At 68.7% G+C, this 17016-nt stretch carries 18 protein-coding genes; 16 read left to right on the top strand and 2 right to left on the bottom strand.

The annotated features are described in order from the left end of the window. Positions 1-4: 4 nt before the first annotated feature. The gene (locus E1B00_RS11120) at positions 5-1333 is read left to right on the top strand and encodes an MFS transporter (RefSeq protein WP_139448718.1); all 1329 of its coding nucleotides are present in this window, start codon (positions 5-7) and stop codon (positions 1331-1333) included. A gap of 10 nt (positions 1334-1343) precedes the next feature. Here E1B00_RS11120 and E1B00_RS11115 read toward each other — a convergent pair whose 3' ends face one another. After that, the gene (locus tag E1B00_RS11115) at positions 1344-1799 is read right to left on the bottom strand and encodes a MarR family winged helix-turn-helix transcriptional regulator (RefSeq protein WP_139448716.1); all 456 of its coding nucleotides are present in this window, start codon (positions 1797-1799) and stop codon (positions 1344-1346) included. Positions 1800-1884: 85 nt separating this feature from the next. Here E1B00_RS11115 and hppD point away from each other — a divergent pair, with 85 nt between their 5' ends. From hppD to maiA, 5 genes are all read left to right on the top strand, one after another. After that, on the top strand, positions 1885-2985 hold the full coding sequence (gene hppD / locus E1B00_RS11110; RefSeq protein WP_139448714.1) for a 4-hydroxyphenylpyruvate dioxygenase: 1101 nt from the start codon (positions 1885-1887) through the stop codon (positions 2983-2985). 13 nt (positions 2986-2998) lie between these two features. Then, entirely contained in the window at positions 2999-4294 is a 1296-nt protein-coding gene (hmgA, locus tag E1B00_RS11105; protein ID WP_139448712.1) for a homogentisate 1,2-dioxygenase, read from the top strand. Then, positions 4294-4953 carry a hypothetical protein gene (locus E1B00_RS11100; protein ID WP_139448710.1) on the top strand — a complete coding sequence of 220 codons (660 nt, stop codon included), beginning with the start codon at positions 4294-4296 and terminating at the stop codon, positions 4951-4953. Before hmgA ends, E1B00_RS11100 begins: the two co-directional genes overlap by 1 nt. 25 nt (positions 4954-4978) lie before the next feature. After that, positions 4979-5974 carry a fumarylacetoacetate hydrolase family protein gene (locus E1B00_RS11095; protein ID WP_139448708.1) on the top strand — a complete coding sequence of 332 codons (996 nt, stop codon included), beginning with the start codon at positions 4979-4981 and terminating at the stop codon, positions 5972-5974. A gap of 170 nt (positions 5975-6144) precedes the next feature. Beyond that, a complete protein-coding gene (maiA, locus tag E1B00_RS11090) occupies positions 6145-6822 on the top strand; it encodes a maleylacetoacetate isomerase (protein WP_139448706.1) in 678 nt (225 codons plus the stop codon). Between the two features lie 4 nt (positions 6823-6826). Here maiA and E1B00_RS11085 read toward each other — a convergent pair whose 3' ends face one another. Continuing rightward, complete coding sequence (locus tag E1B00_RS11085; protein ID WP_139448704.1) at positions 6827-7966, bottom strand: PilT/PilU family type 4a pilus ATPase; 1140 nt, start codon at positions 7964-7966, stop codon at positions 6827-6829. A 93-nt stretch (positions 7967-8059) separates the two neighbouring features. Here E1B00_RS11085 and E1B00_RS11080 point away from each other — a divergent pair, with 93 nt between their 5' ends. The 10 genes from E1B00_RS11080 (at position 8060) to wecC (ending at position 17010) form a co-directional block, all read left to right on the top strand. Next, positions 8060-8431 (top strand): DUF4398 domain-containing protein, encoded by a 372-nt coding sequence (locus tag E1B00_RS11080; protein WP_139448702.1) that lies wholly within the window; start codon positions 8060-8062, stop codon positions 8429-8431. 3 nt (positions 8432-8434) lie between these two features. Next, positions 8435-9391, top strand: a complete 957-nt coding sequence (locus E1B00_RS15895; RefSeq protein ID WP_139448700.1) for an OmpA family protein — start codon at positions 8435-8437, stop codon at positions 9389-9391. 214 nt (positions 9392-9605) lie between these two features. Next, entirely contained in the window at positions 9606-9776 is a 171-nt protein-coding gene (locus tag E1B00_RS15645) for a hypothetical protein (RefSeq protein WP_176693212.1), read from the top strand. Further along, a complete protein-coding gene (locus tag E1B00_RS11070; RefSeq protein ID WP_139448698.1) occupies positions 9769-9987 on the top strand; it encodes an HP1242/YdcH family protein in 219 nt (72 codons plus the stop codon). The genes E1B00_RS15645 and E1B00_RS11070 overlap by 8 nt, the downstream gene beginning before the upstream one ends. Positions 9988-10145: 158 nt before the next feature. Beyond that, positions 10146-11516 carry a pyridoxal-phosphate dependent enzyme gene (locus E1B00_RS11065; protein ID WP_139448696.1) on the top strand — a complete coding sequence of 457 codons (1371 nt, stop codon included), beginning with the start codon at positions 10146-10148 and terminating at the stop codon, positions 11514-11516. Between the two features lie 34 nt (positions 11517-11550). Continuing rightward, the gene (locus tag E1B00_RS11060; RefSeq protein ID WP_139448694.1) at positions 11551-12711 is read left to right on the top strand and encodes a cystathionine gamma-synthase; all 1161 of its coding nucleotides are present in this window, start codon (positions 11551-11553) and stop codon (positions 12709-12711) included. Next, positions 12711-13493, top strand: coding sequence for an ABC transporter permease (locus E1B00_RS11055; RefSeq protein WP_139448692.1), 783 nt, complete (start codon positions 12711-12713; stop codon positions 13491-13493). The genes E1B00_RS11060 and E1B00_RS11055 overlap by 1 nt, the downstream gene beginning before the upstream one ends. Before the next feature lie 5 nt (positions 13494-13498). Next, the gene (locus tag E1B00_RS11050; RefSeq protein ID WP_176693211.1) at positions 13499-14290 is read left to right on the top strand and encodes an ABC transporter ATP-binding protein; all 792 of its coding nucleotides are present in this window, start codon (positions 13499-13501) and stop codon (positions 14288-14290) included. 1 nt (position 14291) lies between these two features. Then, positions 14292-15707 (top strand): glycosyltransferase, encoded by a 1416-nt coding sequence (locus E1B00_RS11045; RefSeq protein WP_139448688.1) that lies wholly within the window; start codon positions 14292-14294, stop codon positions 15705-15707. A gap of 34 nt (positions 15708-15741) precedes the next feature. After that, positions 15742-17010, top strand: coding sequence for a UDP-N-acetyl-D-mannosamine dehydrogenase (wecC, locus tag E1B00_RS11040; protein ID WP_139448685.1), 1269 nt, complete (start codon positions 15742-15744; stop codon positions 17008-17010). Positions 17011-17016 lie beyond the last annotated feature (6 nt).

Here is a 17016-nt window from a genome sequence, read left to right as displayed (position 1 = left end):
GCCCATGAACACGACGCTGCCGCCGCCGACCGCTGCCTGGCGCTGGATCGCGCTGGTTCTCGCCAGCCTGGCGATGTTCGGCAATTACTACGCCTACGACGCGCTCAACCCGGTGGTGGACCTGCTGCGCGAGCAGCAGGGGCTGGACTATGGCCAGATCGGCCAGCTGTCGAGCGCCTACAACGTCGCGGCCCTGCTGGTGCTGCTGGCGGGCGGCTATGTGATAGACCGCTTCGGTGCGCGCCGGGCGATCGTCGTGTTCGCGGCGGTGTGCGTGATTGCGGCGGTGGTGACGGCGGCGGCGCAGAACTACTCTTCACTGCTGGCGGGACGGTTCCTGTTGGGCCTGGGCGCCGAGCCGCTGATCGTCGCGGTCACCGCCGTGCTGGCGAAGTGGTTCAAGGGCAAGGAGCTCAGCTTCGCCTTCGGCCTGAACCTGTCGATCTCGCGGCTCGGCTCCGCGTCCACCGACTGGTCCACGTCCTTCGCCAGCCCGCTGTATTCGAACTGGCACGACCCGCTATGGCTGGCCACCGGCGTGATGAGCGCAGGCCTGGGCGCCGCGGTGCTGTATTTCCTGATGGAAAAACGCGCCGAAGGCCGCTTCGACCTTGGCGAGGCCGTGCAGACCGACAAGCTGGAGCTGAAGAATCTCTACCGCTTCAGCGCCTCGTACTGGTACATCGTCGCGCTGTGCGTGGTGTTCTACTCGACGGTGTTCCCGTTCCGTTACTTTGCGATCGACTATTTCCAGCAGGCACACGGGCTGTCGCGCGAGGGCGCCGGCATCCTCAGTAGCCTGCTGCCGTTCGCGGCGATCGTCGCGACGCCGATCTTTGGATTGTGGGTGGATAGGGTCGGCCGGCGTTCGCTGTTCATGGCGGCGGGCTCGCTGGTGATCCTGCCGCTGTTCTTGGCGGTCACCTACCTGCCGCCGGGCCCCATCGTGGATCTCGTGGTGCCCTGGGTCGGCAGCGGCGAGATCCCTCTCACCCTGTTGTTGTCGGTTCTGCTTCTGGGCGGCGTGTTCTCGCTGATCCCCGCCGTGATGTGGCCGTCGGTCGCCTACATCGTCGACGAGCGGCGCCTGGGGTCGGCCTATGCGCTGATGACCTTCTGCCAGCAGATCGGCTGGCTGATCGTGCCGCTGGTGATCGGCTGGCTCAACGACCGTTACCTCGCCGGTCCGGAAAACACCGCGGGTTATGCGCCGGGCATGTGGGTCTATACCGCGCTGTCGTCCTTGGGCCTGTTCTTCGCCTGGAAGCTCTGGCGCGCCGAGACGGGGCCGGGGGCGCATGGGCTCGAGTCGATCAGGACGCGAAGCGCCTGATGCCGGCGGCTCAGGCCGGCCGCGTCGCCAACTCCAGCTCCATCATCCGCGTCAGCAGCCGGTCCAGCGCCGCGCGCTCGTCCTCGGCCAGACCCTCGAGCAGGCGGCGCTGGTAGGCGAGGGCGAGCGGCGCGACCTCGTCGTAGATCGCGCGGCCGGCCGGGCTCAGGCGCAGGCAGGAGCGGCGGCGGTCGTGGCCGTGGGTGTCGCGTTCGATCCGGCCCGCGGCCTGCAGCGAGGCGATTGCCCGGCTGACGGCGACCTTGTCCATGGCCGTGCGCTCGGCGACCTCGCGGGCCGAGACCTCGGAATGCCGGCCCAGCACCGCCAGCACCCGCCACTCGGTGATGCCCAGGCCGAAGCGGTCGGCGTACAGGCGGGCGATGTCCTGGCTGATGCGGTTCGACAGCACCGACAGGCGGTACGGGAGGAAATGTTCCAGGTCCAGGATGTCCCGGTCGGGCATGTGGCGCCGCGCCTTGCAAATGGTTTCAGATGAAACTATAACGGCGGCAATCCCGGCGCAAGCCACCCCAGACCAGGAGGACGCCATGAGCGCCCAGCCCCAGACCCACGCCCCGAACCTCGGCATGAAGCCGACCACCTTCGCCAACCCGATGGGCATCGACGGCTTCGAGTTCGTCGAGTTCGCGGCCCCGGCCGGGCAGGGCACTCTGTTGCACGGCCTGTTCAAGAAGATGGGCTTCTCGGCCGTGCTCAAGCACAAGACGCGCAACATCACGGTCTACCGCCAGGGCGGCGTCAACTTCCTGGTCAACGAGGACCCGGACAGCTTCGCCGCCGACTTCGCGGCCCAGCACGGCCCCTGCGCCTGCGGGTTCGCCATCCGCTTCACCGAGCCGGTGGCCAAGGTGTTCGAGACCGTGAAAGGCAACGGCGGCGAAGCCATCGACCACAAGCCGCAGTCCGGCGTCATCGACGTGCCGGCGGTGAAGGGCATCGGCGACTGCATGCTCTATCTCGTGCCCTCGGGCCAGGACGTCTATGCGGCCGACTACGCGCCGATCCCGGGCGCCGACACGAACCCGGTGGGCTTCGGCCTGACCTTCATCGACCACCTCACGCACAACCTCTTCTTCGGCAACATGCAGAAGTGGAGCGATTACTACGAGCGCCTGTTCAACTTCCGCGAAATCCGCTACTTCGACATCAAGGGCGCCAAGACCGGCCTGGTGTCCAAGGCCATGACCGCGCCGGACGGCGTGGTGCGCATCCCGCTGAACGAGTCGAGCGACCCGAAGAGCCAGATCAACGAATACCTCGACGCCTACAAGGGCGAGGGCATCCAGCACATCGCCTGCTTCACCGACGACATCTACGCCACGGTGGAGGCGATGCGCGCCCAGGGTGTCGAGTTCCTCGACACGCCCGACACCTATTTCGACGTGATCGACCAGCGCGTGCCCAACCACGGCGAGGACGTGCCGCGCCTGCGCGCCAACAAGATCCTGATCGACGCCGACCTCGAGACCAAACAGCGCAAGCTGCTGCAGATCTTCACCCAGAACGCGATCGGCCCGATCTTCTTCGAGATCATCCAGCGCAAGGGCAACGAAGGCTTCGGCGAAGGCAACTTCCAGGCCCTGTTCGAATCCATCGAACGCGACCAGATGAAGCGCGGCGTGCTCTGAGGAAACCCCGGCCATGGCGCTGAACTACCAGAGCGGTTTCGGCAACGAGTTCGCGACCGAGGCGCTGCCCGGCGCGCTGCCGGTGGGCCGCAACTCGCCGCAGCGGGCGCCGTACGGCCTGTATGCGGAGCAGATCAGCGGCACGGCATTCACCGCGCCGCGGCACAGTAACCGGCGCAGCTGGCTGTACCGCATCCGCCCGGCGGCGCTGCACGGCAAGTTCAGCGCGCTGCTGCATCCGCGCTTCCACAACGCCTTCGGCGACGGCCCGGTAACGCCGGAGCAGCTGCGCTGGAGCCCGCTGCCGATGCCCTCGGCGCCGACCGACTGGCTCGACGGCCTGTACACGATGGCCGGCAATGGGAGCGCCGAGGCGGGCACGGGCGCGGGCATCCACGTCTATGCCGCGAACAAGGACATGGACGGCCGCTTCTTCTACGACGCCGACGGCGAGCTGCTGATCGTGCCGCAGCAGGGCCGCCTGCGCATCGCCACCGAGATGGGCGTGCTGGAGGTCGAGCCGCAAGAGATCGCGCTGATCCCGCGCGGAATCCGCTTCAGCGTGTCGCTGCCCGACGGTGCCGCGCGCGGCTACGTCTGCGAGAACTTCGGCGCGATGCTGAAGTTGCCCGACCTGGGCCCGATCGGCAGCAACGGCCTGGCCAATCCGCGCGATTTCCTGGCGCCGGTGGCGGCCTACGAAGACCGCACCGGCCAGTTCGAGCTGGTCGCCAAGTTCCAGGGCCACCTGTGGCGCGCTGACCTCGGCCATTCGCCGCTGGACGTGGTGGCCTGGCACGGCAACTACACGCCCTGCAAATACGACCTGCGCCGCTTCAACACCATCGGTTCGATCAGCTACGACCATCCCGACCCGTCGATCTTCCTGGTGCTGCATTCGCCCAGCGACAGCGAGGGCGTGAGCAACCTCGACTTCGTGATCTTCCCGCCGCGCTGGCTGGTGGCCCAGGACACGTTCCGGCCGCCGTGGTTCCACCGCAACATCGCCAGCGAGTTCATGGGCCTGGTGCACGGCGCCTACGACGCCAAGGCCGAAGGTTTCGTGCCTGGCGGCGCCTCGCTGCACAACTCGATGAGCGGCCACGGCCCGGACGCGGCGACGTTCGAAAAAGCCTCGAAGGCCGATCTGACCAAGCCGGACGTGATCAGGGACACCATGGCCTTCATGTTCGAAACCCGGCACGTGCTGCGTCCGAGCGCGCAGGCGCTGGACGCCGCGCACCGGCAGGCCGACTATCAGCAGTGCTGGCAGGGACTGGCCCGCCACTTCACTCCGGAGAAACGCTGATGACCCCCCTGCGCCGCGTTCCGCTCGTTCTCGCCATCGGTTTTGTGCTCGCCGCCTGTTCGCCCGCGCAGGAAGCCGCCGCGCCCGCCGCCGAGGCCGCGACCCCGGTCGAAGCGCCCGTGGCGGATCCGGTGGAAACCGTCGACCCGGCGCCCACCGCCGAAGCGCCCGCCGTCGGCGAGCTGGCCGCGGTGAAGAACGATCCCGCGGTGATCAACTTCGAGGGTTTCGGCCCGGCGAAGTTCGGCGCCAGCGAAGAAGAAGTGCGCATGGCCTGGGGCCGTCCGCTCGAGGCCGGCACCCCGGCCGAAGGCGCCACCTGCTACCAGCTGCGCATGGAGCCGATGCCGGAGAACGGCAAGGGCATCCTGTTCCTGTTCGAGGACGGGAAGTTCGCGCGTTACGACGTGGACGTGCCGCTGCACGTCGCGCCGGGCGACCTGACCACGGGCATGACGGCCGACCAGGTCGAGGCCGCGTTCCAGGGCCGGGTCGAGTCGCAGCCGCACAAGTACGTCGAAGGCGCACGCAACCTCATCGTCTCGCCCGAAGGCGGGGGCGAGGCCCGCCTGGTGTTCGAGACCGACGCCGCCGGCACCATCGTGTCCTGGCGCATCGGCGTGCCGCCGCAGATCCACTACGTCGAAGGCTGCGGTTGATCCGCGGTCCGCAAGGAGCAAGGGAATGAAGCTGGGTTCACTCAAGGAAGGCGGCCGCGACGGCACGCTGGTGGTGGTGTCGAAGGACCTGACGCGGGCGGTGCGCGCGACCGGCATCGCGCCGACGCTGCAGCGTGCGCTGGAGGACTGGTCCAATGCGGCGCCGCGCCTCAACGGCGTGTACGAGGCGCTGCAGGGCAGCACGGCCGAAACGATCAACGGCGAGCCGGTGTTCGCCGTGGACTTCACCCAGTTCGCGGCGCCGCTGCCGCGCGCCTACGAGTTCGTCGACGGCAGCGCCTACCTGCCGCACGTCGCGCGCGTGCGCAAGGCGCGCGGCGCCGAAGTGCCGGAAAGTTTCTACACCGACCCGCTGATGTACCAGGCGGTCAGCGCCGGCTTCTACGGCCCGCGCGACCCGGTGCTGGTCGCCGACGAGGCCTACGGCATCGACCTGGAGGCCGAGGTCGTGGTGGTCACCGACGACGTGCCCCAGGGCGCGACCCCGGCGCAGGCGGCCGAACACATCCAGCTGGTCGGCCTGGTCAACGACGTCTCGCTGCGCAACCTGATCCCGAACGAGCTGGCCAAGGGCTTCGGCTTCCTGCAGTCCAAGCCGCGCTCGGCCCTGAGTCCGGTGTTCGTGACCCCTGACGAGCTGGGCGAGGCCTGGCAGGGCAACAAGCTGCACCTGGCCCTGCTGACCCACATCAACGGCAAGTGGTTCGGCGCGCCCGAGGCCGGCGTGGACATGCAGTTCGACTTCAGCCAGCTGGTGGCGCATGCCGCGAAGACGCGGCCGCTGTCGGCCGGCACGATCGTCGGCTCCGGCACCGTCGCCAACGAAGACACCTCGCGGGGCGCGTCCTGCTTCGCCGAACAGCGCACCGTCGAGACGCTGCGCGACGGCAAGCCCAGCACGCCCTTCATGAGCTTCGGCGACACGGTGCGCATCGAGATGATCGGCCGCGACGGCGCCAGCGTGTTCGGCGCCATCGAGCAGCGCATCGCCAAGGCCTGAGTCCCGGCCGGGGCCCCTCGGCCCCGACCGGCGGAGCGGGGGATGCCGCGGCCGGCGCCGGGATCCGCCGAACACCCCTCCACCGCGACACCGCGCCGGCGTATGCTGGACCCACAAGACCCGGCGGCCACGGCCAGCCGGGCCCAGTGTTTGCCAAGGGAGCGGACGGCATGACGACGGGCTCGATCCGGCTGTATTCGTACTGGCGCTCCAGCGCGGCCTACCGCGTGCGCATCGCGCTCAATCTCAAGGGCATTCCCTACGAGACCATGCCCGTGCACCTGCTGCGCGACGGCGGGGAGCAGCACTCGGCGCCCTTCAGCGACCTCAACCCGCAGGAGCTGGTGCCGGTGCTGCTGCACGGCAGCCGCATCCTGCGCCAGTCCATGGCCATCATCGAATACCTGGACGAGACCTGGCCGACGCCGCCGCTGATGCCGGCCACGGCGCGCGACCGCCAGCGCGTGCGCGCCATCGCCCAGATGATCGCCTGCGACGTGCACCCGCTGAACAACCTGCGCGTGCTGCAGTTCTTCGAGAAGACCTGGAACGTGCCGCAGGCCGAACGCGACACCTGGGTGCGGCACTGGATCCAGGTCGGCCTGGACGCGGTCGAAGACACCCTGTGCGACCACCCGTCCACGGGCGACTTCTGCGACGGCGAGCAGCCGACCCTGGCCGACTGCTGCCTGGTGCCGCAGGTGTTCAATGCCGAGCGTTTCGGCGTGGACATGGCGCCGTACAAGACCATCCGCCGCGTGGTGCAGAACTGCCTGGCGCTGGAGGCCTTCCAGGCCGCCCGGCCAGAGAACCAGCCGGACGCGCCCGCCGGAAGCGGCGGGAACTGAGCCCTCAGTAACCCTGCGAGGCGGTCTCGCTGCCGGGGCCGCCGCCGCCGTACATGTCGGCGTAGGGGTCGTGCTCGCCGGTCGCGCCTTCCGAGAGGCGGATCTTCAGGGCCAGGCCGTCGCGCGAGTCGGCCTTGCGCAGCGCCTCCTCCAGCTCGACCTTGCCTTCCTTGTACAGCCGGAACAGCGACTGGTCGAAGGTCTGCATGCCTTCCTGCAGCGACTTGTCCATCGCGTCCTTGATCTCGTGCACCTCGCCGCGGCGGATCAGGTCGCGGATCATCGGCGTGTTGATCAGGATCTCGGCCGCGGGCAGGCGCTTGCCGTCCTTGCCGATGACCAGGCGCTGGCTGATGACCGCCTTGAGGTTCAGCGACAGGTTCATCAGCACGTTCTTGTGCGCCGTCTCCGGGAAGAAGTTCAGGATGCGGTCCAGGGTCTGGTCGGCGTTGTTCGAGTGCAGGGTGGCCAGGCACAGGTGGCCGGTTTCGGCGAACGCGATGGCCGATTCCATGGTGACGGCGTCGAGGATCTCGCCGATCAGGATCACGTCCGGCGCCTCGCGCATGGCGTTCTTGAGGGCGTTGTGGAAGGCGTGGGTGTCCAGGCCGACCTCGCGCTGGTTCACGATCGACTTCTTGTGCTTGTGCAGGAACTCGATCGGGTCCTCGATGGTGAGGATGTGGCCGGTGTTGTTGGTGTTGCGGTGGTCGATCATCGCCGCGAGCGTGGTGGACTTGCCCGAACCGGTCGAACCGACCACCAGCACCAGGCCGCGCTGCTCCATCACGATGTCCTTGAGCACGTTCGGCAGCCGCAGCTGGTCGATGCTCGGGATTTCGGACTTGATGGCGCGGATGACCATGCCCACTTCGCCGCGCTGCTTGAACACGTTGACGCGGAAGCGCCCGGTGTCCTTCACCGCGATGGCCATGTTGTATTCCAGGTCGCGCTCGAAGGCCGGGACCTGGCCCTCGTCCATCAGCGAGTAGGCGATCTTCTTGACCATGCCGGCCGGCAGGCCGGTGTTGCCGAGGGGGTAGAGCTTGCCTTCGACCTTGATGTAGACGGGAGCGCCGGTCGTCAGGAACATGTCCGACGCGTTTTTCTCCGTCATCAGCTTCAGGAAGTAGCCGATGTCCATGTCAGTATCCCTCAGTCCCCTGTGGCCATCCCGGTGGGCCGCGCGGGCGGGCTACAATCCACTGCGCCCACTGCCGACCTGCGAGTTCGCCTTATGACATTATCCTCGCTAAAAATCCATCTCGCGCTGGCGCTTCTGCTGGCTGCATCAAGCTCCTGGGCCGCGCCCCCGCCGGACGCCGAGGTCGCCGCCGCCGAGCGGGCGGTCGCCGCCGCCGAACGCGCCCAGCCGCAGGGCCAGGCCGCCCAGACCCTGGCCAGCGCCCGCGTCCAACTCGAGGCCGCACGCGCGGCCCTGGCCAAGCGCAAACACCGCGACGCCCTGCTGCACGCCGAGTCCGCCACCGCCAGCGCCGACCTGGCCCTTGCGACGGCGCGCCTGGACGCCGCGCGCGTCGAGGTCGACAGCAAGGCGGCGCGCAACGCCGACCTGCGCCGCCGGCTGCTGGTCAACCGGGGAGACTGAGACATGCGCCTGACCTTTGCCCCCATGCTCCTGCTCGCCCTGTCGCTGGGCGCCGGTCCGGCCCTGGCCGATCCGTCCGAACATGAAATCGCCGTCGCGCGCCTGCAGGCCGAACTCCAGGCGCTGGAGTCCGACCCCTCGCTGGCCGATCTGGCCGGGCTTGAGCGGCTGAAGGCGCGCCAGGCCATCGCCGCCGCGCAGAACGCCAAGCGCAAGGACCGCGAACACCGCCTCACCCTGGCCGGCCGCTGGATCGCCGCCGCGCGCGCCGCCGCCGAGGCCGAGCTGCTGGAAGGGCAGTCCGACCAGCTCGACCGCGAGCGCGACCAGATCATGGTCGAGGCCAGCCGGCGCGAGGCCGAGCAGGCCCGTCGGGAATCCGAACGCCTGCGCCTGCAGAGCCTGGCGCGCGAAGAGGCCATCCAGCGCGAGCTCGAAGCCAGCGCCGCGACCCAGACCGCCGCGCTAGAGGCCGCCAGCGCCGAAACCGCCCAGGCCCGCAAGCTCGCCGACGCCCGCGCCCGCGAGGCCGAGCTCGCGCGCAAGGAAGCCGAGCTCGCCGCCGCCGTGGCTGCCGACGACATCACCGACGCCGCCGCGCCGCCGTCGCGCCGCGAGGGCGGCCGCACGGTCTACACCCTCGCCGGCAACGCCTTCGGCAGCGGCAGCGCCAGCCTCACCGCACAGGCGCAGGCCAGCCTGCGCACGCTCGCCGGCCAGCTGCGCGGCGGTGCCGGCACGGTCTCGATCGAGGGCCACACCGACAGCCAGGGCGCGGATGCCGCGAACATGGCGCTGTCGCAGCGCCGCGCCGAGGCAGTGCGGCGCGCGCTGGAGGACGCGGGCCTGCCCAGCGCCCGGCTTTCGGCCGGCGGCCGGGGCGAGACGGTGCCCGTGGCCGACAACACCAGCGCCGAGGGCCGCGCACGCAACCGGCGTGTCGAAATCATCGTGAATTGATTTCAGAATCAAAGGCTTGCGGCGTTCATCGAATTATTCACATCACCCAAGCCATTGAATCCAAAGGCCTTGCCCAGGGCCACGGAAGCCCCCGTTCAGCGGGGGCTTTTCCTTTTTTGTCAATGGCTTAAGAAGAGGCTTGCGGCCCCAAAACCGGGGGAGTAGGTTCAAAGCCCCGGGACGTTTCCGCCCCGGGGACTACCGAGCCAGGCCGATGAAAGCAGACCTCGTCCCCGCCGATTGCGCCGCCTCCCGAACGGGTGCGGGCGCGTCGATCGAGGACGCCGCCCGCGAAAGCGACCTGACCTTTGTCTCAATCCGCCACGCCCTGACCTTCGCCGGTCGGGGCGTTCGCGTTTCAGGAGGAGGTCAATCCGATGTTTGAAGGGCAACCGCAAAACGAACTCGACGCGCTGATGAAGAGCGACCCGGAATTCCGCCAGCTCTATCACCGGCACCGCGAACTGGACAAACAGGTGCTGGACGCCGAGTTGGGGGTCCTGCCGCTGGACGACACCACGCTGGCGCGCATGAAGAAAGAAAAGTTGAACGCGAAGGACCGGTTGACCCGGATGTTCGACCGAAGAAAACACTGAGTTTCCGCTGCGGCGGCGGCGGCCCACCTCGTCGGGTCGCCGCCGCCCGCACTTCTCCGGCGCCGCGGCGCCGCGCCCTGACAGGGCAGCCCCTCCCAGGGCGGGGCTGGTAGAATCCGGCCTCCCGGCGGTCACCGCCGCCAGCCGCCCCCCGCCTCATGACGGTCCACCAGAACGTCCTCGAACTCATCGGCGAAACCCCGATCGTCAAGGCCCAGCACCTCGATACCGGGGTCTGCGAGCTGTACCTCAAGCTCGAATGCATGAACCCCGGCGGCTCCATCAAGGACCGCATCGGCCTGCGCATGATCGAGGCCGCCGAGGCCCGCGGCGACATCCGGCCCGGCGCCACCCTGGTCGAGGGCACCGCCGGCAACACCGGCATCGGCCTGGCCCTGGTCGCCCAGCAGAAGGGCTACAAGCTGCTGCTGGTGGTCCCGGACAAGATGAGCCGGGAGAAGATCTTCAACCTGCGCGCCATGGGTGCCGAGGTCGTGCTGACCCGTTCGGACGTGGCCAAGGGCCACCCGGACTACTACCAGGACATGGCCGAGCGCATCGCCCGCGAGACGCCGGGCGCGTATTTCATCAACCAGTTTGGCAACCCCGACAACCCGGCCGCGCACGAGCACGGCACCGGCCCGGAGATCCTGCGCCAGATGGGCGGCGACTTCGACGCCATCGTCTTCGGCTGCGGCAGCTCGGGCACCATGACCGGCCTGTCTCGCTACTTCGCCCAGGCCGCGCCGAAGGTCGAGCTGATCCTGGCCGACCCGGTCGGCTCGATCCTGACCCAGTACATCAACGAAGGGGTGCTCAGCACCAAGTCCGGCAGCTGGCTGGTCGAGGGCATCGGCGAGGACTTCCTGCCCGACATCTCCGACTTCACGCGCGTGAAGAAGGCCTACGCGATCACCGACAAGGAAAGTTTCCTGGCCGGCCGCGAGCTGCTGATCAAGGAGGGCGTGCTCGGTGGCTCCTCGTCCGGAACCCTGCTGGCGGCGGCGCTGAAGTACTGCAAGGAACAGACCACGCCGAAGAAGGTGGTGGTGTTCGTCTGCGACACCGGCAACAAGTACCTGTCGAAGATGTACAACGACTACTGGATGCTGGACCAGGGTTTCCTGGAGCGCCCGCAGTACGGCGACCTGCGCGACCTGATCCTGCGCCCCTACGCCCAGCGCGACACCGTCGTGGTCGGCCCGAACGACACCCTGCACGTCGCCTACCAGCGCATGAAGATGTACGACGTCTCGCAGCTGCCGGTGATGGACGGCGACGACATCGTCGGCATCGTCGACGAATCGGACGTGCTGATGCACGTGTTCGGCCAGGACCAGAAGTTCAAGGACCCGGTGTCCACCGCGATGGTGCGCAAGCTCGACAAGCTCGAGGTCACGGCGCCGATGGCGACGCTGCTGCCCGTGTTCGACCGCGGCCATGTCGCGATCGTGATGGACGGGCCGAAGTTCCTGGGCCTGATCACCCGCATCGACCTGCTCAATTACCTGCGCCGCCGCGCGCAGTGATCCCCGAATACGGCACGACCCCAAGGAAGACCCCATGAGCGACGCCAAGCACCACGGTATCGGCACCCGCGCCATCCACGCCGGCCAGTCGCCCGATCCCAGCACCGGCGCGGTGATGACGCCGATCTACGCGACCTCGACCTACGTGCAGTCCAGCCCGGGCGTGCACCAGGGCTACGAATACTCGCGCAGCCACAACCCGACCCGCTTCGCCTACGAGCGCTGCGTCGCGGCGCTTGAAGGGGGCCGCAACGGCTACGCCTTCGCCTCCGGCCTGGCGGCCACGTCCACGGTGCTGGACGTGCTCGACAGCGGCAGCCACGTGGTCTGCATGGACGACGTCTACGGCGGCACCTACCGCCTGTTCGAGCGCGTGCGCCGCCGCAGCGCCGGCCTGGACTTCAGCTTCGTCGACCTCAACGACATGGCCGCGCTGGAAGCCGCGATCAGGCCGAACACCAGGCTGATCTGGTGCGAGACGCCGACCAACCCGATGCTCAAGATCGTCGACATCGCGCGCCTGGCCGAATTCGCCCGCAAGCGCGGCCTGCTGCTGGCGGTGGACAACACCTTCAGCTCGCCGGTGCTGCAGCGCCCGCTGGAACTGGGCGCGCACCTGGTGATGCATTCGGCCACCAAGTACCTCAACGGCCACAGCGACATGGTCGGCGGCATGGTGGTGGTCGGCGACGACGCCGAGCTGGCCGAGAAGATGACTTTCCTGCAGAACGCCGTCGGCGGCGTGCAGGGGCCCTTCGACAGCTTCCTGGCCCTGCGCGGCCTCAAGACCCTGCACCTGCGCATGAAGGCGCACTGCGAGAACGCCGGTGAACTGGCGGCCTGGCTGGAGAAGCACCCGGCCATCGACAAGGTGATCTACCCGGGCCTGGCCTCGCACCCGCAGCACGCGCTGGCGAAGCAGCAGATGCACGGCTTCGGCGGCATGATCTCGATCTACGTCAAGGGCGGCGCCGACGCGGCGCGCCGGATGATGGAGCGCTGCCGGCTGTTCGCGCTGGCCGAGTCGCTGGGCGGCGTCGAGAGCCTGGTCAACCACCCGGCGATCATGACCCACGCCTCGGTACCGCCGGAGCGCCGCGCGGCGCTGGGCATCGCCGACAACCTGGTGCGCCTGAGCGTGGGCGTCGAGGACCTGGCCGACCTGCGGGCCGAGCTGGACGAGGCCCTTTCCTGATGCTGTTCCGCCACCTGCGCGCCAGCCTGCGCGAACCCGAATTCTGGGCCTACGCGACCTGGCTGGACATCGTCACCAAGTACCGCCGTTCCCGCCTGGGCCTGGTCTGGCTGCTGATGCCGCCGGCGCTGTACACGTTCGGCGTGGGCACCTTCTTCGCCCGACTGCAGAACAGCGACCCGCTGGAGTTCATTCCGCACCTGGGCATCGGCTACGTGGTGTTCCGCCTGCTGTCCAACACCATCAACGATGCCTGCAGCGCGCTGCCGAACCATTCGAGCTTCATCCTCGACGGCCACATGCGCCTGACCGATTTTGTGCTGCGGGTGCTCGCCAAGGCGCTGTTCTACTTCCTGACGGCCGCCCCGCTGATGGTGATCGCCCTGGCGATGGCGCCGAACTTCCAGCCGGCGGGGCTGGTGAGCCTGCTGCCGGCGCTGCTGGTGGCCGTGCTCAACGTCTCCTGGATCGGCATCGTCGTTTCGCTGCTGGGCGCGCGCTTCCCGGACATCCACGAACTGATGGGCAGCGTCTTCGTGTTCGGCTTCATCCTCACGCCGATCCTCTGGTACGCCGACCGGGCGCCCGCCGGCACCGCCCGCGGCACGTTCATGCGCATGAACCCCCTGTACCACATGGTCGAATCCGTGCGCGCACCGCTGCTGGGCGAGCCGATCGAGCCGCTCACCTTCTACTACCTGGCCGTGATGACCGTCCTGGGCTGGATCATCGCCTGGTGGCTCTACCGCCGCTACGCGCGCTTCGTGCCGCTCTGGGTATGACGACCATGACTGCTGCCCACCTGGCTGCCTACAACCTCACGCTCGACCTCCCGCTCTTCCTGCAGGGCGAGCGCACCGCCACCTCCTGGTTCTCTACGCTGGTCGGCGCGGCCTTCGATCCGCCCAAGCGCGAGTTCCGCCGCGTGCTCGACGGCATCACGTTCCGGGTGGAGGAGGGCGACCGTATCGGCATCGTCGGCCGCAACGGCGCGGGCAAATCCACCCTGCTGCGGGTGCTCACCGGCGCCTACCAGCCAACGCAGGGCTGGATCGAGGAATCCGGGACCAAGCAGGCGCTGCTCAACATCTCGCTCGGCTTCAACGGCGAGGCGACGGTCCGCGAGAACATCTTCCTGCGCGGGACGGCGATGGGGCTGCGGACCGCCCAGCTGCGCGACCTGATGGAACCGGTGATGGAGTTCGCGGAGCTGCGCGAGAAGGCCAACCACCGCCTCAAGACCCTGTCATCCGGCCAGCGCATGCGCCTGGGCTTCTCGATCGCCACGGCCATCCAGCACGACATCATGGTGATGGACGAGTGGATCGGCGCGGGCGATGCCGGCTTCATCAAGAAGGCGCGCGAGCGCATGCGTTCGCGCGTCAATGGGGCCAAGATCGTCATCCTCGCCAGCCACAACTTCGGCCTCATGAAGGACGTGTGCAACAAGGGGCTGCTGCTCGAGCGCGGCAAGGTGATGCACGCCGGCCCCATCCTCGAGACGCTGAAGGTGTACGAGGACCTGCTCAAGACCACCGCGGCATCGAACGTGGAAGACGCCGAGGCCGGGGGAGGCTGATGTGCGCGTCCTGTTGATCGCATACGACTTCCCGCCGGTGCCCTCGCCGCAGTCGCTTCGCTGGGCCTACCTGGTGCGGGAGCTGGCACTGATGGGGCACGAAGTCCATGTGCTCGCCCCGGATGTCGCCGGTTACGGTGCCGGCGGACTGCCGGAGATCCCGGGAAGCGTCCAGGTGCATCGCGTGTATCCCGGCCCGATGGCCGGCCTGCTGACGTCGCGGGCGCAGCGCCGGCAGGCCCGCTGCGCCGGCGCCGAATCCAGCGGTCCCGCCCCGGCCCAGGCACCGGCCGACCCTGCGGTCGAGTCGGTGCCGGAGCCGGTGCTGAACTGGAAGGGCAAGGTGCGCCACGCCGTGCTCGGGGCACCGTACCAGGCGATTCGGCTGGCGAGGCGCCTGCTCGGGTTCAGGGCCTTCGGCAGGGGCCTGAACTGGAAGGGCGAGCTGGCCGAGAGAATCAAGCGCTTCATGTCGCTCTGGATGTTCCCGGACAGCCGCGCCGAATGGATGCCGTGGGCGCGCCGCCGCCTGGACCAGCTGCTGGAGCAGGTGCCGCCCGACGTGGTGATCACCTCGCACGAACCGGCCAATTCCATCGAGCTGGGCATGCACGCCAAGTCGCGCGGTTTTCGCTGGATCGCCGACCTCGGCGACCCGGTGCTGGCACCCTACACGCCGGAGCGGTGGCGCCGTCGCGCCGGCGACCTGGAGCGCCGCCTGTGCGAGCAGGCGGACATCGTCAGCGTCACCAGCCGTGCCGCGGCCGACATCCTGCACGCACGCCATGGCCTGCCCCTGGGGCGCTGCCTGCTGCTCACCCAGGGCTTCGATGCGCGGTTCAGTGCGGCGCCGGACGAGCACGGCGACATCTGCTTCGATCCGCAGCGGCTGGAACTGCTCTACACCGGCAGCTTCTACAGCTTCCGCCGCATTGATGCCCTGCTGCACGCGGTGCTCGCCACCGAAGGCGTGCGCCTGAACGTAGCGACCATCGTTGCCCCGGCCGAGCTGGTGCGGGCGGCGCACGAACATCCCGAGCGCGTCCGGCTGCTGGGTTTCCTGTCCCACCGCCGGGCGCTGGCGCTGCAGCGGCGCAGCGACGTGCTGGTCAACCTGGCCAACGACGACCCGGTGCAGGTGCCCGGGAAGCTCTACGAGTACCTGGGTGCAGGCGTGCCGATCCTTCACATCAGCGCCACGGCGGACGACGCGACGGCCCGGCTTCTGGCCGAAACCGGCGTCGGCGTTTTCGAAACCGACGATCCCGGCGCGCTCTCTGCCCGGCTTGCTGCGCTCGTGCAGGCCAAGCGCGAGGGTCGGCTGCCCTGCGCGCAGCGGGGCCCGGGACAACTTTCCGACTATTGCTGGCAGTCGCTGGCTGCGCGCCTTTCCGCGCACCTGGCGCCCGCCGACTGATCTCCCCCTTCATATCCTCGCAAGGACACATGCCATGAGCCAACCCACCACCATCACCACGTCGTCCGTGGTTTCCGTCATCGGCCTGGGCTATATCGGCCTGCCGACCGCGTCGATGTTCGCTTCGGCGGGGCATCCGGTGATCGGCGTCGACGTCTCCCAGCGGGCCGTGGACGCGGTCAATGCCGGCGAGGCGCACATCGAGGAGTCCGGCCTGTCCGAACTGGTCGCCCGCTGCGTGAAGAGCGGCCGGCTGCGCGCGACGCGCGCGCCCGAAGCCGCCGACGCCTTCATCATCGCGGTGCCGACCCCGGTGGACCACCACACGCACGAGCCCGACATCAGCTATGTCGAATCGGCGGGCCGCTCGATCGCCCCCGTGCTGCGGGCCGGAAACCTGGTGGTGCTGGAGTCCACCTCGCCGGTCGGCACCACCCGCCGTCTGGCCGAACTGCTGGCGGAACTGCGCCCAGACCTTCGCTTCCCGGGGCCGGGCGTCTCCGAACCGCAGGTCCACCTGGCCTACTGCCCGGAACGCATCATCCCCGGCCGCATGCTGCAGGAACTGGTCGAGAACGACCGCATCGTCGGCGGCATGACGCCGTCCTGCGCCGCGCTGGCGGGCCAGCTTTACGGCAGCTTCGTGCGCGGTGCCTGCCTGCCTTCCGACGACCGGACCGCGGAGCTGTGCAAGCTCACGGAGAACGCCTTCCGCGACGTCAACATCGCCTTCGCCAACGAGCTCTCGATGATCTGCGACGACATCGGGCTCGATGCCTGGAAGGTGATTCAGCTCGCCAATCGCCATCCGCGCGTCAACATCCTCAATCCCGGTCCGGGCGTCGGCGGCCACTGCATCGCGGTGGACCCTTGGTTCATCGTCGCCGGCGCGCCCGAGCGCGCGCGCATCATCCGCACCGCGCGCGAGGTCAACGACAGCAAGCCGCACTACGTGATGGCGCAGGTGGAAGCAGCGCTCGCGGCCAAGCCGACGGCGCGCGTTGTCTGCCTGGGCCTGAGCTACAAGCCCGACGTCGACGATTTCCGCGAGAGCCCTGCGCTGCAGATCGCGCTCGAACTTTCGCGCCGTTACCCGGGCCAGGTGGTCTGCGCCGACCCCTACGAGGAAGCATTGCCGCACTCGGGCGAAGATACCACCGGCATCGCTTTCCAGCCGGCCGACCAGGCCCTGGCCGAGTGCGACGTGGCGGTGATGCTGGTCGGGCACAGCGCCTTCAAGGGCCTGCAGCCGCGGACCGGTGCCTTGGTGGTCGACACCGTCGGATTCTGGCGTCACGGGTGAGCGCGC

Origin of the sequence: Arenimonas terrae, assembly GCF_006265115.1 — a bacterium.
Classification (GTDB): Bacteria; Pseudomonadota; Gammaproteobacteria; order Xanthomonadales; family Xanthomonadaceae; genus Arenimonas; species Arenimonas terrae.
This window is presented reverse-complemented; position numbering and strand designations above follow the sequence as displayed.

What these genes read in the sequence shown, in the direction of transcription:
- E1B00_RS11120 (WP_139448718.1), top strand. Translation starts at nt 5, where the DNA reads ATGAACACGACGCTGCCGCCGCCGACCGCTGCCTGGCGCTGGATCGCG.
- E1B00_RS11115 (WP_139448716.1), bottom strand. Translation starts at nt 1,799, where the DNA reads ATGCCCGACCGGGACATCCTGGACCTGGAACATTTCCTCCCGTACCGC.
- hppD (WP_139448714.1), top strand. Translation starts at nt 1,885, where the DNA reads ATGAGCGCCCAGCCCCAGACCCACGCCCCGAACCTCGGCATGAAGCCG.
- hmgA (WP_139448712.1), top strand. Translation starts at nt 2,999, where the DNA reads ATGGCGCTGAACTACCAGAGCGGTTTCGGCAACGAGTTCGCGACCGAG.
- E1B00_RS11100 (WP_139448710.1), top strand. Translation starts at nt 4,294, where the DNA reads ATGACCCCCCTGCGCCGCGTTCCGCTCGTTCTCGCCATCGGTTTTGTG.
- E1B00_RS11095 (WP_139448708.1), top strand. Translation starts at nt 4,979, where the DNA reads ATGAAGCTGGGTTCACTCAAGGAAGGCGGCCGCGACGGCACGCTGGTG.
- maiA (WP_139448706.1), top strand. Translation starts at nt 6,145, where the DNA reads ATGACGACGGGCTCGATCCGGCTGTATTCGTACTGGCGCTCCAGCGCG.
- E1B00_RS11085 (WP_139448704.1), bottom strand. Translation starts at nt 7,966, where the DNA reads ATGGACATCGGCTACTTCCTGAAGCTGATGACGGAGAAAAACGCGTCG.
- E1B00_RS11080 (WP_139448702.1), top strand. Translation starts at nt 8,060, where the DNA reads ATGACATTATCCTCGCTAAAAATCCATCTCGCGCTGGCGCTTCTGCTG.
- E1B00_RS15895 (WP_139448700.1), top strand. Translation starts at nt 8,435, where the DNA reads ATGCGCCTGACCTTTGCCCCCATGCTCCTGCTCGCCCTGTCGCTGGGC.
- E1B00_RS15645 (WP_176693212.1), top strand. Translation starts at nt 9,606, where the DNA reads ATGAAAGCAGACCTCGTCCCCGCCGATTGCGCCGCCTCCCGAACGGGT.
- E1B00_RS11070 (WP_139448698.1), top strand. Translation starts at nt 9,769, where the DNA reads ATGTTTGAAGGGCAACCGCAAAACGAACTCGACGCGCTGATGAAGAGC.
- E1B00_RS11065 (WP_139448696.1), top strand. Translation starts at nt 10,146, where the DNA reads ATGACGGTCCACCAGAACGTCCTCGAACTCATCGGCGAAACCCCGATC.
- E1B00_RS11060 (WP_139448694.1), top strand. Translation starts at nt 11,551, where the DNA reads ATGAGCGACGCCAAGCACCACGGTATCGGCACCCGCGCCATCCACGCC.
- E1B00_RS11055 (WP_139448692.1), top strand. Translation starts at nt 12,711, where the DNA reads ATGCTGTTCCGCCACCTGCGCGCCAGCCTGCGCGAACCCGAATTCTGG.
- E1B00_RS11050 (WP_176693211.1), top strand. Translation starts at nt 13,499, where the DNA reads ATGACTGCTGCCCACCTGGCTGCCTACAACCTCACGCTCGACCTCCCG.
- wecC (WP_139448685.1), top strand. Translation starts at nt 15,742, where the DNA reads ATGAGCCAACCCACCACCATCACCACGTCGTCCGTGGTTTCCGTCATC.